Genomic DNA, 17,898 nt, shown 5'->3' on the forward strand with positions numbered 1-17,898 from the left:
CTTATTTTTGAGATTTACTATCTGTATTTTTACGTTTTGGTGTTTTAACCGTTTTCTTTCGTTTTGGTCTGCCACCATAATAAGATTTACCAGCGTCAACGAGGAATCGTCCTCTGAATGCTTCACGCCCCAGAAGCATCCTAAAACCCATATTATCTCGACTTGCAAGTGTTAATTCAACAGGCCATCTCTTACCAAGTAATTCGATCTCGGTAATAATTACAGGTCGCATCTTTGCAATACCGCTTGAGCTTTTAACAGACCTGAATTCAAGAATTTTCGCCTCCACAACCATTTTTTTTTCATGGGAGCGTTGGAGAGGATGAACGTTAAAGCGGACCCATTGGTCCCCATCCCGATCAAATGTTTTCAATTCGAAGGCATGCAAGGATGATGAGCGTGCACCGGAATCGACTTTAACTTTGATTCTTTCAATACCGATTTCAGGCAGACCGACCCATTCTCGCCAACCAATAACAGGTAAATTGCTTTGCTCTAATTTAACCATCTTTTCTCATACCTTTTTCTATTGATGTTATTTTGTGTTCCGTTGAAGTAATACTACTTTTTACTGTTTTTGCTCTTGTTTCAATCATTATCCTCAACTAATTAAGAATAACTATTAACGACTATATGTTATTCTAATGCTATAGAAAACAGTTTTTAATTAAGAAAGAGGACCATAGTCTAGTCTATCATAAGATTTTGATATATTGCTCCTCTTTTACCGAGATATGAACTTAAATAACTGCCGATATTACTTGAAAAATAGTGCTTGTATCGAATGTTATCCAGTCAGGCTTCAGAACAGTCTGGTCCTCAAAAGAGACAAGGTTACATACCATGCACAGTAAAATACTTATAATTGTCTGCTGTACTCTATTTCATTTATACCCCTTTCATTCCTGGGCGGACACATCAACAGATTCCACAGTTGCTCCACAAGAGCTACCAACGATTGAACCAGGAAATGACGTTACAACTATGCTTACGTCTCTGCTTGAGCTTCAGAACAACCTGAAAGAACAAATTCGAATATCTCAGAAGAAGTTAACCAACAGTAAATCAGAATCAGAAAAAAGCGTCATTAAGGAAGAAATTTCTCAGCTTGACAGGCAGTTGTCAGAAACCGTGAACGATTTTGAGCGCATTGCAACAGGAGTAGAGCCAGCACTGTTTGTGGAAAAAAAACCAGAAACATTCAGCTGGAAGAATGAGCTGGCCACTCTTGTAGAGCCGGCAATCAAAGAACTGAAAAGATTTACGATTAGATCAAGACAAAAATCAGACCTAAAAGACAAGATTGCTGAGCTGCGCTTATTAGAGACAACTGCAATACAGGCAGTCGATCACCTGGAAGTTGTACTAAAAGAGACCGAAGATAAACAGGTTGGAAAAGAGATTAAAGCCCTGCAACCAGAGTGGCTTAACATTCAAAAAAGGCTTGGCAATAAACTAGAACTCGCTGAAAGAGAATTGGCCCATCTAAAGACGCAGGAGTTCTCTTTTATCGAAAGTACAAGCAACTCACTCCGGGAATTTTTTCGTAACAGGGGGTTGTATCTGTTTTCCGCAATTCTGGCTTTTTTTGTAATCCTGATGTCTTGTCGGTTATTATACCGGTTGCTTGCCAAAGCCTTGCTGAGATTAAGTTCAACCAATGAACAGCGGTCTCTTAAACTCAGGTTTTTATATGTCGTATTTCAAGTATTGTCTGTAGTTCTCGCTGTTATTGGCCTGTTTTTTGTCCTTTACCTGGCTGAGGACTGGTTCCTGTTAAGCATGGCTATTATTTTTTTTCTGGGCCTTGCCTGGACAATCCGCCAAGCCTTACCGAAATTATGGCAACAAGGAAGGTTGATGCTCAATATTGGTTCTGTTCGCGAAGGTGAACGAATTATGTTACACGGGGTCCCCTGGAAGGTCGAATCTATTAATGTATTTAGCAGACTCGTCAACCCCTCTCTAGGGGTTGAATTGCGTTTGCCTATTGAAGATTTGATTAGCCTTATCTCACGTCCTTATAATCAGGATGAGCCCTGGTTTCCTTGTAAAAAAGGCGATTGGGTTGTCGTTGGTTCATCATCTCGGGCAAGGGTTGTCAGTCTCTCCCACGAGCAGGTTGAACTGGTTGAACGCGGAGGAAGAAGAATAACGTACCCAACAGAAACCTTTCTTCAAGCGTGTCCTGCCAACCTTTCTCGTAACTTCAGGATACGGGTAACCTTTGGACTCAGCTATGAAGTACAAGATGAAGTAACATCCACGATTCCAAAAGTATTGAAAGATTTTCTAGAATTAAAAATAGCCGAAGAAGGGTATGATAAATGCTGTCTTAACCTCCAGGTAGAGTTCTTCCAGGCCAATTCTTCTTCACTCGATCTGATAATTCTAGCCGATTTTGAAGGACGCATGGCTGATCTGTATAAAAGACTGGAAAGGGCCATACAGCGATGGTGTGTTGACTGCTGCACACAAAATGATTGGGAAATCCCCTTCCCCCAGCTCACTGTACATAGAGCCGAAAAATGAATGCGTTATAGGTTTTTGTATTGCTGGGGGTATGAATAGTATTTTAAATCAATTCCTTTACGGACGAATGAAAAAAATCTCTTATTTTGCATGTAGATTTGTGATCATTGCAATTCTTCTTGCCTGCTCATTACATGTTTCTGCTGCGGCCGAAGAAAAAGTAGCTGTCCCCACAGAGAAACAAAAAACAACATTCATAGATCTCTATTCATGGGCAAGCATACTACCCAAAGAACTCATCGATCTACAAAATAGAATTGCCAAAGATAAGAAGATAACGTCGATTGAAGGAAACATTCCACAATTGATTGCTGAGACAGAAGCGATCAGGTGGGATACGACAATAGCTCAGACGAATCCAGACATACAACCTTTTCAAGTAACTAACCTACAGGAGAAGACTCAGAGACTGGAGGGGCGCCTTAAAAACATTACCGAACCAATCAACGCACTTATTTCTTTTTGGTCCGACTCCAGGAAGCAATGGATAACTAAAAAAGAACAGATTCTTGCAATCGAGCAACATGAAGACTTCCCACTGATGCTGGGAGTAGAACAACATGCAAAATTAGTAGATACCGTTAACGAAGCTCTATTGATTGTAGAAACACATCTCAAATCGGTCTTATCTATAGGGAAGAAAATTGGAGACATGCAGATCATTCTCTATTCAATAGATTCTGATCTTCAATCTTTGGATATAGATATTAAAGAAACCTTCGTTCAGCAGACATCCCCTTCAATGCTTTCTAATGATTTTTACTCCTTACTCAGTATTGATATGGTTTCGAAGAGTTATGAGCAAACTAAGCAATTCTTTTGGGATCGCTCTGAAAACCTGCAAAATAATCTCCGCTATCTGTTAGTAAGTTGTTTCGGATTTGCTCTCATCTGTTTCGCCATAGGCAAGACAAAAGATCTCATTTCTTCAGACTCACACTGGCAACCTTTTGCTAAACGTCCGATTGCTACAGCTATCTTTATGTGTTCGAGTGTTAATGCAATTGCCAATATATTTCCTCTCAACACGAATTTAACCGAACAATGGGAGGCACTGCTGCATGTACTTACATTAATTGCAGTCATGCGCCTGACGAAGCACCTCATGCTCAACAGAGTGAAAAGAAAATTACTCAATCAACTGACGTTTTTCTTAAGTATGAGCATGATTCTGTTCCTGTTGGACCTTCCGCGGATGGTAGTTTTACTCTATGTGTTTTATGTCTCTATCGTGGCTTTTCTCTACTATCTATTTAAACTTCCCTCTACCAGAGGTAAAAATTTCAGCGATGTCTGGAAACAGAGAGGGTGGGGAATTTTTCCTGCAGTAATAATTGTTTCAGGACTGATAGGATACAATCAGTTAGCGATTATAGTTTTTTCTACTTTACTCTCTGCAATAATTGGATGTTTAGTGATTTGGGTGCTGTATCGTCTTCATCTTGGTCTGCTGGAACTCATTTTGTCTCTGTTGCCATTTACACTGATCAAAGAAAATTTCTCTGATATCATACAGAGTATTCAGCCTGTCATAAGATGGTTGCATATAGTCATATTAATTACTCTTCAAAGTGTCATCTGGGATATTTACCCCACCATTCCTACTGCATTTGTTGGAATTAACAACTTCGGCTTTGACTTTGCTGGTCTACATATCTCATTTAAATTTATTTTAACTGTAGTGATTGTCTTTTATGGTGCCTTTATTACCTCAAAAGCTATACAGGCACTGCTTTTAAAAAATATACTCCCTCGATATAAGGCTGAAAAGGGAGTGCAACTATCTATCACACGCCTGGCCCATTATGCTATTCTGGCCTGCGGTTTTCTGATCATGCTGAGGGTGCTTGGTTTTCAACTCAACCAGATTACTTTACTGGGTGGCGCTCTAGGTGTCGGTATCGGTTTTGGGTTACAGGCAATCGTCAATAACTTTGCAAGTGGTCTGATTTTACTCTTTGAAAGGCCTATTAAAGTTGGTGATACCATACAACTCGGCTCAGAATGGGGCGAGGTTAAGCAACTCGGCTTGCGTGCTACGATTATACAGACTTTTGATAATGCAGAAATAGTTGTTCCTAATTCTGATCTTGTTACAGGACAGGTAACTAACTGGACTCTGGGTGACAGGAGGGTACGAGTTAAAATCCCGATTGGTGTTGCTTATGGTACAGATGTCAGCAAAGTTATGGAAATCCTTGAGACCTGTGGAAATGCGAACCCCATGGTACTCAGCCACCCTAAACCTTCTGCGCTTTTTCTCGCTTTTGGCACCAGTTCGCTCGATTTTGAACTTCGTGTATGGATTCCTGAATTTCTTGATAAGCTACAGGTGTTAAGTGATTTAAATCAAGATATTGATAATGAATTCTCAATGAACAACATAGAGATTCCGTTCCCGCAATCTGATCTCCATCTTCGGTCTGTAGATGATGAGGCTGCTGATCAAATTCGCAGAAATACACAATTGACTGAAGAGTGAGGCAGAGTATGAAAAATGATGGGTTAATCCATGCGGTTTTATTTAATGGCAATGGTGGTGGCCGTGAATTGACTTGGGACGAAATCAATGCCTGGACTGAGGAAAGTGGAACAATTTGGATTCATCTATCATATATGTCTCCAGAGACAGTTACTTGGCTCCAGGATAAAAGTGATCTGGATCCATTTATTGTTGAGGCACTTTTAACCGAGGAAACAAGACCTCGATCGACTGTCATCGGTGAAGGACTACTATTAAACTTGAGAGGTGTTAACCTTAATCCAGGTGCAGATCTCGAAGATATGGTTTCCTTGCGAGCCTGGGTAGAAAAAGGAAGAATCATAACTACCAGAAAACGTCCTCTTCTCTCTGTCAGCGAACTTAAAAAAATGTTGCTTAAAGGAAGGGGGCCCGTTTCACCGAGCAATTTCATCGTAATGATTAATGAGCTGTTAACATCGTACATAGAGGAAGCCGTTGATAAAATAGAGGATAACATATCAACTCTGGAAGAACAGGTCTTCTCATCTCATGAAGCTGTTCTTCGCTCGCAGATATCAGCTATACGCAGAGATGCAATTATCCTTCGTCGTTATCTGGCTCCTCAAAGAGAGGCAATAGTAAGACTGCAGGTTGATAGTCTCACCTGGTTTAGTACTAAAGATGAAAGACCGTTACACGAAACAGCAAATAGTCTTATACGAATTGTTGAACATCTCGATTCCCTAAGAGACAGAGCTAGCGTGGCCCAAGAGGAACTCACAAATTCTTTATCTGCTCAACTCAACTCTCGTATGTATGTGTTGTCAATTATCACCGCCGTTTTTTTACCTCTGAGTTTCTTTACCGGATTGCTTGGAATTAATGTTGGAGGAATTCCCGGCGCAACCTATAGGTGGGCTTTTCTGATTGTTATTCTGCTGCTTATACTTGTTTGTATTGGCCAATTTTTTTATTTTCGTAAAAAACGTTGGATATAAGGTTTTTGAGGCGCTCTAACGGAATAACAGGCCGCTGTTGAGTACCTCCAACAGCGCCCGTTAAAGATCATAAAAAATATTGGCACATTTCAGGAGAAGACATCTACTTCACGTAACAGCTTATTCAAAATTTTGAGCAAAGTGAGCGAACCCTTCCGCTTCAAGTTTTTCCACCGGAATGAAACGAAGCGAGGCAGAATTGATACAGTAGCGCAACCCTGTCGGTGCAGGACCATCTTCAAAGACATGTCCCAGATGGGAGTCACCCTTTTTACTTCGAACCTCAGTGCGCACAGAGAAAAGAGATATATCATCTTTTTCAACAATATTTTCATTCACAAGAGGTCTTGAGAAACTTGGCCAACCGGTCTTCGAATCATACTTATCTTTTGAGCTGAAAAGCGGCTCATTTGAAACTATATCAACATAAATTCCGGCTTTTTTATTATCCCAATACAAATTACTAAATGGAGGCTCAGTCCCCTCTTCTTGAGTCACTTCATATTGAAGGGGAGTAAGCTTTTTCTTCAGCCCATTTTTTTCCACTACTTTCAACTCTTCTTCTTTATCGGAACCCCATATTTTCGTAAGGAAATTGTCCCTGCCAGAACGCGATCGATAATACTTATATCTGATAGGATTTTTCTTATAGTAGTCCTGATGATATTCTTCAGCTGGATAAAACGGCGCTGCATCAAGTATTGGTGTAATAACTGTCTTCGCAAAAACACCGCGTTCATTAATTTCTCGTTTTGACTCCAGAGCAATCTGTTTTTCTGCCGCATTATCTACAAAAATGGCAGTGGTATAGCCGTGTCCACGATCAACAAACTGTCCACCAGCATCGGTTGGGTCAACCTGCTTCCAGTACACATCAAGCAACTCCTTAAAACTGACAACTGTTGGATCATATGTGATTTCTACTACTTCAATATGACCATCTCTCATATAGGTGTTATAGGTCGGATTTGCCGTTTTTCCTCCTGAATAGCCTGAAACAACACTACTTACACCTTCAAGCTCTTCAAAAGGCTTTTCCATACACCAGAAGCAACCTCCTGCTACAATCGCTGTGGCTGTAGTACCTTCTAGAGCTTCCACCACTTTACTATCTTTTACAGCCCCTGCAGTTTGCATACTTTTAGCCACCACAGTACCCACAGCTGCAGACAACACACATACGAATATTATCACAAGAGATCTCATTGTAACCTCCACAACGTCTTATTATATGAATCTAAAATTACACCTACCCTAGTTTGGCTCACCTGGGACAGTGCGTATATAAGTCCCTGACTGTTTCAGGGATCGTTCCATGGACTCAATAGATATTTTGCCCGGATCATACACCACACTATTTATTTCACGACCGTTCCGCCATCCCTTATCCACTTCAATAACTCCAGGCTGCCCATCCAGGACAGCTTTTCCAACATCGTATCATCCCACTTCGAACGTCGCCTGATTCTGCTGAGACTCCATGGCCAGGGAGACCGTTGCAAATGATAGAAGAGATGATACAACCAGTACAATGAATACGTCAAAAATCTTCATATTCCTTCCTCCTAAGAGTTGTTATTGGCTAGACACAAGATAGAACAGATCACCTACTCCATTTTTTTCATGTCACTGCCCATACTACTCTCCATCTCATCCTTCATTGTCTCAGCTTTGCCAGTCATATCTTCTGCCATTGGCTTTTCCATTTCACTGACCATCATTTTTCCTTCATCTTTCATCTCAGTGTGCATTGATGCCTTGTCCATATGATCCATAGTGTCTTTAGCCATATGATCTTGTTCTGCACATGCTGTTAATGCAAAAAGGCTTACCAACATTGCTGCAGACATCAAATTCAAAGTAGATCGTTTCATGATTATCCCCCGTAAAATTTTGGTCTTTTGTTTCGACTTTTTCTATTGTTACAGATAGAGGTCTTTCCTCTTACGGAGTACTATGGGGACCAGATGTAAAGGGAGTTTAAAGGAAATGTAAAGATTAGATAAAGAAAATTTTCTTCTCTATTTGAGGTGCACTCCACCATTATGAAGTGAATATGATACGAAAGTGTACAGCTAGTTAGAATTATTCTGAGGCAGGGTAAACCAGATATGAGTCTCTCCGGGAATACTCTTTGCCCCAACCTTACCACCATGTGCCTCAATGAGTTCTCTAGTGATGGCAAGACCAATACCTGCGCCTCCTGCATCACCAGCACCCCTTGAACGGGACTTGTCAGCTCGAAAGAATCTCTCAAACACATAGGGAAGATCTTCTTCTAAAATACCAGGTCCACTATTTTGAAAATCCACCTTAACCCCCGATTTAACGGGCGATATATCAATAACAACACGTCCTCCGATCTCAGTATATTTCCAACAATTTTCCACCAGATTTCTAAGCGCCTGTAGTATCTTGTCAGGGTCAGCCATCACCCAGTACTCTTTCTCAGAAGCGGGTGTGGACATCTCAATTTCCTTCTTACTAAAATTGGGGATTTGCAACTCCACCATCTGCATAACAAGCTCCCGAAGGGAGATCTTCTCTCGTTTAAGATAGGCCCTGGCGGCATCTGCTCTTGCCAGCTGCTGGAGGTTTTCGACAAGATGGACAAGGCGTAAATTTTCCTGCTGGAGCATTTGGAAGGTTTCTGGTGTTGGCGGAATAACCTCATCGTTAAGTGCTTCAAGATACCCACGCAGGTTGGTCAAAGGAGTCCGTAGCTCATGGGCAACATCAGCCACCATGGTTTTCCTCAACTGTTCAATCTGTTCGAGGCTATCCGCCATACTGTTAAATGCATATCCAAGCTCCCCCACCTCATCATTTGTTGTTACCTCTGCCCTTAAAGAAAACTTTCCTGCAGCGATTTCTTTGGTGATAGCAGTCATTTGAGAAAGCGGCCGCAATACCCTTCTTGTAAGCAGATAACTCAGAATAATGGCAAGCCCTAAAGCTGCAAGGCTAGCCCAGATAAGATAGTAATGGATGGAGGTCAGAAACATATGATGTATTTCGTCCGGAGAAACATCATAGGTGTCCATCAGCGCCATAAAATAATTTGCGGCAAGCTTGTCAACCGCAAACCAGACAATGAGAAAGATTACAAGAATAACAGGGACAACATTAGTCAGGAGTAACTTCCAGAGTAGACGGTTTTTCATAGCAGACTACCCTTACCCTTCTGTAAAAGTGTAACCAAACCCGCGAACAGTGAGGATAAACTTTGGTTGTGCTGGATTCACTTCAATTTTTTGCCTGATTTTACCTATATGTACATCTATTACCCTCTCAACGACAGTCTCACCATGTTCGTAAAATTTCGCTAACAGGGCGTCTCTCGAAAACACCTGTCCAGGTGAGGACATCAAGATATGTAACAGTTTATATTCAGACGTCGTCAGACTTATAACCTTGTCATCAAGGATGACCTTACACTTTTGAGGATCAACGCTCAGTCCTCCATGCCGTAGAACCTTATTTGTCTCACTTACAATTTTTCTTGGCTGTGTCCTACGCAAGATTGCCTTAACCCTCTCAACAAGTTCCCGCGGGCTAAAGGGTTTTACCACATAGTCATCAGCCCCCAGGGAAAGGCCAAGAATACGGTCAATCTCCTCTTCCCGTGCGGTGAGCATAAGGATGGGGACATCAGAAAATTTTCGTAACTCCCTGCAAATCTCCCAACCATCCACCTTTGGCAACATTATATCTAAAATTACAAATCCGGGATTCTTTAACCTGGCAAGGGATAGGGCCCTCTCCCCATCATAGGCCGCAATGGTGTTAAAACCCTCTTGTTCTAAATAGGTTGCAACCAACGTAGAGGTGTTTTTGTCATCCTCCACTATAAGAATGGGACTTTCAAGCATTGCGTATTTTTCTCCAGATTTATGAGCTACATATTGTATAGAAGAACGAACATGCATAAAAGTATAAGAATTGAGATAAATATTGCTTAGTATTCTTCGCCTTTATGAAAAATGTTTCCATCCCGGCAGCAAAATAATGTTAGAATGAATCACTCTTTAATTACACTGAAACTTTCGTAAATAACTTGTTTATAATAGTATAATTACATGTAGTTACGGTTGCTCATTTTATCCCCTTGGAGAAATATATAATGGCACAAACAAAACCTTCGTTATTACGCTCCCCTGCTCTGAAAATTGGTCTTGGTGTTCTTTTTATCCTTTTGTTGATTGTACTATTTATTCCACAATTAAGTTCGACAAGCTTTGTGAGTGAAAAAATCAAAGCCATCATCAGCGAAAAAGTTCCAGGCCAGGTAGACTTCTCTAATATAGAGCTCTCATGGACCAAAGGTCTGCACATTGCAAATCTCCAATACCAGGATCAACTTCAAGGCATTATTTTCACTGTGGATGACGTATCCACCTCCAAGGGGCTCTTTACCCTGGCAACAAACTACAAGGATGGTGGGGTTATCAACATAACCAGGCCACAGGCCAGAATAACCATCCCAGAAAAGGAAGTATCTGCATCCGAGACAATAGTCAAGCCAGCTAAAAAGGTTGAAACACCCAGCCCACAAACGGTATCAAAGAATAAGGCAGAGACAGAAGGTGAGCCTTCAAAAACTCCTGCACTTCCAACACTTCCACCAATAAATGTTCAGATAAACATCACAGAAGGCTCCCTCATAACCGTCGAGCCCGGTAATGTTGAAAAATCAATCATAGAAAATTTGGATGTACATCTTAAGCTTGATGGCCCAGCAGGAGCACTCAACTACAAACTATCCTTTAACAATGGTCAGGCTGCTGGCACGTTTACAGGTGAAGGCGATTTAGTTCTTCCACAGGGTGGAGCGGTTGACCTTAAAAAACTAGAATCACAGGCTAATATTTCAATATCCGAGTGGCAAATTGCTGATTTTCTTGACCTTGCAGCATCAAGAGCCGATAGTCCTGAAGGAGAGGGGCTACTTAATGGCACCTTGCAACTGACAGGTAAAGGCGTATCTGCATTAACGCTTACTGGCAATCTGACCGGAAGTGCAATTAAATTACATGGTGGTCCCCTGCTCTCTGATACGCCATCTATAGAAGAGTTTACAGTACATCTCAATGCGATAACTCAAAATGACAATCTTGAAATAGAAGCTCTTAAACTCAACTCACCATTTGCCACAGTAGATATCTCAGCCAAGGCACGTGACAACATCCTGCAAACCCTCACTGCGAAGGGAAAAATTGATATTGCTGAAATTTTCTCCCAATTTCCAGCGACCCTTAATTTGCAAAAAGATATGCAGGTGTCAGATGGTATGATCGATATTGATGCAAACCTTACTAACAACAATGGTGAGACTCTTTTCAATGCAAATGGTCATCTTAAACGTTTAATAGGCACAGCAGGGAAGAAAAAGATATCACTAAACCAACCTGTAGACATCAACATTGCTGGCAGTCAAAATAATAAAACCATCAATCTTGACAACCTTGCTATGACATCTTCTTTTCTCACAGCTAAGGGAAGCGGTAATAGTAGCGCCATGCAGCTCAACGTCAAATCCGATATTGATGCAGCTCTTAAAGAACTTGGTAAGTTTATTGATCTTGATGGACTTGAATCAGGCGGAAAACTTAACCTCACACTGACCACTACAGGTAATGAGGCTAATACTACACAAGTTACCGGCAACCTGCTTGTCGATGGCTTTAGGCTTTCTTACGACAAGGCCGAGATCAGCCCAAAAGACACATTGTCCGTTAATTTTGCAAGTGAGTTGCTCCTTGAAAACAACTCCATTCTAAAAGAGATACGTAACACCAGGCTTCAATTTGCTTCATGGCTGGGGCAAGGTACTGTAACAGCCAATTCTATTGTCCCAAGTACTAAAGAGACACCAGGGATTATAAAGCAAGGCCATTTAAAAGGTAATTTTGACCTTGACCGCCTAACCACCCTGCTCCACTCCATGGAGTCTCTTCCAAAAGAGCAGCATCTTTCTGGCCCACTTAAATTGACAGCAAAAGTTGATGGAGAAAATATTGAAACCCCGACTGTCCATTTTTCACTCAACGCAAGCCCGTTTACCTATACAAGTTCTGGTAAAAAATACACAGATGATAGTGTAAACATGGAGGTCGATGCACATATAGATCTCATAGAGAAAAAATATGACTTAAAAAATCTCACCTTTGCATCTACTCCCGTGGCCCTTGCCAGTAAGGGCGAGATGTTAACCAAAAATAAGGAACAGTACCTTACAGCTGATGGAAAAAGTACATTTGATCTAAAAGTCCTGAGTCAACAACTGCAATCCTATGCAGACCTTAATCTTGAAATGACCGGGGTTTCTTCAGAACCATTTGAATTACAAACTAACACAAAGGGCGGACAGTGGACAGAGATCCCAAAAGTCACCGAGTTCAGCACCTCATTTCATGCTGATACCATTGTGGGTTATGGTCTGAATATAACGTCACTTGACTTACCAATCAGATTAAAGGACTCAATTGGTGCAATTGACTTTAACGCCAAGGTCAACAATGGCCTTATGACCTTAAAACCAACAGTGGATTTTTCAGGCGATTACCCCGTTGCCTCCCTCCCGGAAAACAGCTCCATACTTAAAGATGTTGAGCTGACAGAAGATATGGCCAACGATTTGCTTTCTAAAGTCCATCCACTTTTTAAGGGAGCTGCAACCACATCAGGAAAAGTCAATCTCAACATGAAACATATGAGCTGGCCCGTTGGACAAGATCAGCAAAAAGATGTGAGCTTTACAGGGGCATTTATCTTTGACAAGGTACAGCTTCAAGCGGGCTCTCTTTTGTCTCCACTTCTAACGATTATGAAGACTGACGAGGACAGTATAACACTGAGCAATGAGCCCATGACCTTTACCGGTGCAAACGGAAGGGTTACCTGTTCTGCTCTTACAGCGAGCATCAATGAATACTACTCTATCATTTTTGAAGGATCAGTCGGCTTTGATCAGAGTCTTGATTATGTAGTAAAAATACCGGTTACACGTAAAATGGTAAGTAGCAAAATATATAAGTATCTTGAGGGCACATACATCACAGTCCCCATCAGCGGAACGGTATCCAAACCAGCTATTAGTAAATCATTTGTGCAAAAAGCCCTCGGTGACCTTGCCCTGCAAGCAGGGACAAAGGAGCTCGGGGACCAGGCAGGAAAGCTACTACAAAATCTTTTTAAGTAGTGAGCCTTTTGCAAGGGGCTCTGATATGTCACGACCAGCGACACAACGTAGTAAGGGGGCAGAATGTATAGTGAAATATTGAAATTTTGGTTTGAGGAAATCAAACCAGCTCAATGGTTTAAAAAGAGTGATGATTTTGATCAGCATATACGAGAAAGGTTCTCTCACATCCATGAACAGGCCGTGCGGTGTGAACTCTTTTCCTGGAGAGAAAGCCCTCAAGGCCGCCTCGCTGAGATTATTGTGCTCGATCAGTTCTCAAGAAATATGTTCAGGGATTCACCTCTTGCTTTTAGCAATGATCAGATGACACTAACACTTGCCCAGGAGGCTGTTGCTCAAGGAGTTGACCAACTTCTGGAAACAACCGAAAGAGGTTTTTTGTACCTGCCATATATGCACAGTGAGTCCCTTGCAATACATGAAATTGCAGAACAGCTCTACACCCGTCATGGGGTAGAAACTACACTTGAATGGGAGTTAAAACACAAGACAATCATAGAACGTTTTGGTCGTTTTCCCCATAGAAACGAGATACTAGGCCGTACCTCAACCAGAGAAGAAATCGAATTTCTAAAGCAACCAAACTCCAGCTTTTAATGAAACAGACCTCACTTACAGGGAAAATCATATTTTAGATATATCAACGACCGTAAAGGAGCACTCTATGCAGGACATTTATGGGATCGAAGTCACTACAATCGATGGAACGGTAACAACTCTTTCACAATATACAGGGAAGGTTTTACTTGTTGTGAACGTCGCCAGTAAATGTGGTTTTACCAACCAGTATGCTGGACTTGAAGAACTATATCAAAAATATAAGGATCAGGGTCTTGTAATACTCGGCTTCCCGTGCAATCAATTTGCTGGACAGGAACCCGGTTCAGAAGAAGATATTTTGAATTTTTGCCGACTTAATTATGGTGTTACATTTCCAATGTTTGCCAAAATTGAAGTTAACGGTAACAACGCCCACCCTCTTTATAAACACCTAAGAACACAGTGCCCGGGTATTCTTGGCAGTGAAGCCATAAAGTGGAACTTCACCAAATTCCTGATTAATCAAAAAGGCGAAGTCTTAAAACGTTACGCTTCAGCTAAAAAAATATCTGAAATGGAAAATGACATTATCCAACTGCTAGAATAGGAAAACGCTTGTTTACTGCTTCATCCCCAAAGGTTACGGGGAGAACCGTAACAGCACCAACAACACTCGTCTATCTTCATAGAAGATGATTCTTAAAAGTGCCTTTTCACTCAAAAAAGATATTTATTTAAAATTAGACATCATTTCAACGTAACCCGTTCATATGTTAATACAATATTTCAGATCAGACGAAACAAACAAAATAGGCCCCTTACAACAGTATCTTGGAGCATGGTGCTTTTGCCTGACTATTTCTCTACTAGTGCTGCTATCTGGCTGCTCCAAGCCACAGTTATTACTTATGCCTACCCCGGTCATTTACAGTGACGCCGAAGTTGACCCATTCAAACACCTCAGGGATGATCAAAAAAGCACAAAGTCGGAAATCTTTTATGTCACCAACCGAGGCCCCGAAAACAAAAAGCAGAAACTGAGTTATGGGAACACATATGATACATCACTTCACTTTGGAACTGTGACAGTTCAACTAGGACACCCGGAAACAACATGGGATGAATTATATAACGCCTCCCTTTCAATTGATACAAGCTCTACTCTCCCTATAACCGTTGACAATATTACCTTAGATAGCTCCATGAAAGTTAACAGTTCTGTTAAAGATATTGAACTGACTCCTGAACTATCAGATTTTTTTAATAAAATTAACGCCAGCCTTGCCGCGGCCAATGATAAAGAGATTATGCTCTATGTCCATGGCACCAAGGTGGATTTTGCTAATTCTGTGATTTTAACCGCCGAAGTCGACCACTTCGCAGGAAGAGACTTTGTGGGAATAGCCTTTGCCTGGCCTTCTCATCAGGATATATTCCACTATCTGATGCGAACAGACGTAAAACGGGCTAATCAGTCCAGCACCGCACTAAGAGATCTTCTGCTCCTGCTATCAAAATACACAACGGCTGAACAAATCAACCTGTTATCATATAGCGCAGGGGGTAAAGTTGCCTCTAAAGCCTTACATGAATTGCGCCAGGAATATGTAGAATTAAACGCAAAAGAGTTGAAAGAAAAACTGAGAATTGGCTCCGCTGTATTTGCCGCAGCGGATGTTCAGGTTGATGTCTTTATCGATAGAATATTCTCAATAAGTGAAATAGCTGAACAGGTCGTCATCACAATTAGTGACTCAGATAATGCCTTGCAAGCTGCGCAACGATTTATGGGTGGTACGTACAGAACCGGGTCATCGGAAGCTGAGGCCACTGAAAGAAAGTTTATAGCTGAAAACAAACTGGATAATGTTGAAATCATCGATGTTTCAATCGGACAGGAATTGCGAGGCTTTGATATTGTCGGCCATCACTACTGGTACAGGCACCCATGGATGAGCAGTGATATTATCTTTCTAATGCGAACGGACCTCCCACCGGCCCGAAGAGGTCTTACCCCTGCAGATCAGGACAGTATCTGGTATCTCCCCAGTGACTACCCCAATCAAATAAGAGCTGCCGCAAAAGCTGAACTCGAAGGTCAGTGGTGACCGACTTTTAGAAAATAAACCAACAAAAATACAGCAATGAATCACCCCGTACAACCAGTGACTATCTCTCAGTCAACCAATAGAAACTATAGCCCGGAATCACAAGACTGTTTTTAAAAACATCCGGGCTTTCTCCTCTGTATAAATCCACAAGAGACCGGTACCTTGTTTTCCACTGGCCAAGGTCTTCAAGATTTAAATGTTGGGGCTTATTGCTAAAATTTGCAACCACCAGAACCTGTTCTGTAGGTTGATGGATGTGATACCTGCCAAAGACGAAAAGGTGTGGATTTTCCACGTCGATCAGTTCACGATTATTAAAATCTGCAAAAACATCAATTTCCTTACGTACGGCAATCATCCGCTTAAGAGCACTAAAAATTTGATATTCAACCGTACCTGGGATATTCCGCTGCTCTGCCTTCTCCCAATCTATGGACGGGCGGTGAACCCATCTCGTATCCCCTTTTTTATACGGGTCATCCTTATAGGAATCATCGTTGAGGGTTCCTGTTTCATCACCATAATAGAGGAGTGGAATACCACCAAAAGAGAGGATCATCCCATGGAGCAACAAGATCAGTTTTATGGCGTCGTTAATCGCGACACTATCTCCGCTCTCAAGTGCATACTCAAGTCCTGCAAGAGAGGCAAGAGACCCTGAAATCCTGGCATCACCAGTCTTTGGATTCTCACCGAAAGGCAGACCACGGGCATGGGAGACATCAAATTTCCCGGTAAAATAATCGATCAGAAATTTCCTATGTTCTCCTGGTTGATAATCACAGAGAAGGATATCCATGTCATCAAACCCAAGACCTATATCATCATGGCAACGTACATAATTAAGCCATGTGGCACCATCGAGTTTAACAGGAAGACTCTGGATACCCTGGTTCAGTAAACGAGTATTCTTTGTGGCCACCGCATCCCACAAAAGAGCCATAAAGGTAGCATTGTAGGCAATCTCACATTCCTTAGCGATAACTGCATCTTCTCCGAAGTATTTAATCACCTCCACAGGGGCAACAATGGCCTCAGCAATAAAAACGACGCCTGGGGCCGTAACCTGACAACAATCTTTTAAGAGTTGCAGAATAAGGTGTGCTTCCCGTTCATTCTGACAGGTGCTGCCGATCTTCTTCCAGAGAAAGGCGACCGCATCAAGTCGCAGGATATCAGCGCCCTGGTTGGCCCAAAAGAGAATAATATTGAGCATCTCAATGAAGACAGAGGGGTTACTGTAGTTGAGATCCCACTGAAAGTCGTTAAAGACCGTCATCACCCAGCGGTTCATCTCTTCATCCCAGGTAAAGTTACCCGGCGCAGTTTCAGGAAAAATTTCAGGCATACTCTGCTCGAACATATCGGGAACATTTCGATTCTCAAAGCAGTAGTAGTAATCCTGAAACTTCTTATTGCCCGCCTTGGCCTGCTCGGCCCAGTAGTGCTTATTTGAGGTGTGATTTACAACGACATCAAGGACTAGAAAGATATCCCGCTGCTTCATCTCGGCAGCTAAGGCCTGCACATCTTCTAAGGTGCCAAGCTCAGGATTAATTTCCCTGAAATCGTTAACAGCATAGCCCCCATCACTACTGCCTTCAGGGCAGCGCATGATTGGCATTACATGCACCAGATTCACCCCTAATTCCTGAAAATAATTGAGGCGTTCCTTCAAATTAGCCAGATTACCGGCAAACCCCTTGCAATAGAGTGCCATACCAACGAGCTGCTGGCTGAGAAACCAGTTGAAATTTCTTTCCCGGGCTAGATCGAGTGCACGAAGGTTCTCCGGCCGTTTGATATACTGCATGGCCATTGCTTCCACAAGCTTTTGCGCCTGCTCTGCAAAATCGTCACGATCCCCATATAATTTTTGAAACAGACCATGGATACCATAGAAATTGGCCCCCAGCCTAGTATAAAAATAGCGAAGATCCTGTTCTGAAATCTCAGGCTTAATGCCATTGAGAATCTTATTAAGAAGCGTGTGGGAAACCTGTTCGTACATACTCTACCTTTCTAATCTGACGTTTCTGGTAACTACTG

13 protein-coding genes are annotated in these 17,898 nt (G+C 41.9%); 7 read left to right on the forward strand and 6 right to left on the reverse strand.

Annotated elements, in window-relative coordinates; genetic code table 11:
- Position 1 precedes the first annotated feature (1 nt).
- On the reverse strand, positions 2 to 508 hold the full coding sequence (locus ACX6CI_RS09675; protein WP_458777958.1) for an ATP-dependent zinc protease family protein: 507 nt from the start codon (positions 506 to 508) through the stop codon (positions 2 to 4).
- 335 nt (positions 509 to 843) lie between these two features.
- Here ACX6CI_RS09675 and ACX6CI_RS09680 point away from each other — a divergent pair, with 335 nt between their 5' ends.
- The 3 genes from ACX6CI_RS09680 to ACX6CI_RS09690 are packed head-to-tail and all read left to right on the forward strand — an operon-like array spanning position 844 to position 5,994.
- The gene (locus ACX6CI_RS09680; RefSeq protein ID WP_458777959.1) at positions 844 to 2,532 is read left to right on the forward strand and encodes a hypothetical protein; all 1,689 of its coding nucleotides are present in this window, start codon (positions 844 to 846) and stop codon (positions 2,530 to 2,532) included.
- 31 nt (positions 2,533 to 2,563) lie between these two features.
- On the forward strand, positions 2,564 to 5,014 hold the full coding sequence (locus ACX6CI_RS09685; protein ID WP_458777960.1) for a mechanosensitive ion channel domain-containing protein: 2,451 nt from the start codon (positions 2,564 to 2,566) through the stop codon (positions 5,012 to 5,014).
- A gap of 8 nt (positions 5,015 to 5,022) precedes the next feature.
- Positions 5,023 to 5,994 (forward strand): zinc transporter ZntB, encoded by a 972-nt coding sequence (locus ACX6CI_RS09690; RefSeq protein WP_458777961.1) that lies wholly within the window; start codon positions 5,023 to 5,025, stop codon positions 5,992 to 5,994.
- A gap of 120 nt (positions 5,995 to 6,114) precedes the next feature.
- Here ACX6CI_RS09690 and msrB read toward each other — a convergent pair whose 3' ends face one another.
- The 4 genes from msrB to ACX6CI_RS09710 all read right to left on the reverse strand — a co-directional run bounded on the left by msrB (position 6,115) and on the right by ACX6CI_RS09710 (position 9,866).
- Complete coding sequence (msrB, locus tag ACX6CI_RS09695; RefSeq protein WP_458777962.1) at positions 6,115 to 7,200, reverse strand: peptide-methionine (R)-S-oxide reductase MsrB; 1,086 nt, start codon at positions 7,198 to 7,200, stop codon at positions 6,115 to 6,117.
- A 401-nt stretch (positions 7,201 to 7,601) separates the two neighbouring features.
- Positions 7,602 to 7,868, reverse strand: coding sequence for a hypothetical protein (locus tag ACX6CI_RS09700; protein WP_458777963.1), 267 nt, complete (start codon positions 7,866 to 7,868; stop codon positions 7,602 to 7,604).
- Positions 7,869 to 8,069: 201 nt separating this feature from the next.
- Positions 8,070 to 9,158 carry a sensor histidine kinase gene (locus ACX6CI_RS09705; protein ID WP_458777964.1) on the reverse strand — a complete coding sequence of 363 codons (1,089 nt, stop codon included), beginning with the start codon at positions 9,156 to 9,158 and terminating at the stop codon, positions 8,070 to 8,072.
- A gap of 12 nt (positions 9,159 to 9,170) precedes the next feature.
- Positions 9,171 to 9,866 carry a response regulator transcription factor gene (locus ACX6CI_RS09710; RefSeq protein ID WP_458777965.1) on the reverse strand — a complete coding sequence of 232 codons (696 nt, stop codon included), beginning with the start codon at positions 9,864 to 9,866 and terminating at the stop codon, positions 9,171 to 9,173.
- Positions 9,867 to 10,117: 251 nt separating this feature from the next.
- Here ACX6CI_RS09710 and ACX6CI_RS09715 point away from each other — a divergent pair, with 251 nt between their 5' ends.
- From ACX6CI_RS09715 to ACX6CI_RS09730, 4 genes are all read left to right on the forward strand, one after another.
- The gene (locus tag ACX6CI_RS09715; protein WP_458777966.1) at positions 10,118 to 13,195 is read left to right on the forward strand and encodes a translocation/assembly module TamB domain-containing protein; all 3,078 of its coding nucleotides are present in this window, start codon (positions 10,118 to 10,120) and stop codon (positions 13,193 to 13,195) included.
- A 63-nt stretch (positions 13,196 to 13,258) separates the two neighbouring features.
- On the forward strand, positions 13,259 to 13,795 hold the full coding sequence (locus ACX6CI_RS09720; RefSeq protein ID WP_458777967.1) for a DUF924 family protein: 537 nt from the start codon (positions 13,259 to 13,261) through the stop codon (positions 13,793 to 13,795).
- Between the two features lie 67 nt (positions 13,796 to 13,862).
- Positions 13,863 to 14,345, forward strand: coding sequence for a glutathione peroxidase (locus tag ACX6CI_RS09725; protein WP_458777968.1), 483 nt, complete (start codon positions 13,863 to 13,865; stop codon positions 14,343 to 14,345).
- Between the two features lie 163 nt (positions 14,346 to 14,508).
- Positions 14,509 to 15,846, forward strand: a complete 1,338-nt coding sequence (locus ACX6CI_RS09730; protein ID WP_458777969.1) for an alpha/beta hydrolase — start codon at positions 14,509 to 14,511, stop codon at positions 15,844 to 15,846.
- Between the two features lie 61 nt (positions 15,847 to 15,907).
- On the opposite strand, the gene ACX6CI_RS09735 is transcribed toward ACX6CI_RS09730, so the two are convergent.
- The gene (locus ACX6CI_RS09735; protein ID WP_458777970.1) at positions 15,908 to 17,860 is read right to left on the reverse strand and encodes an alpha-amylase family glycosyl hydrolase; all 1,953 of its coding nucleotides are present in this window, start codon (positions 17,858 to 17,860) and stop codon (positions 15,908 to 15,910) included.
- Positions 17,861 to 17,898: the final 38 nt, after the last annotated feature.

Source organism: Desulforhopalus glucosivorans (assembly GCF_054397165.1).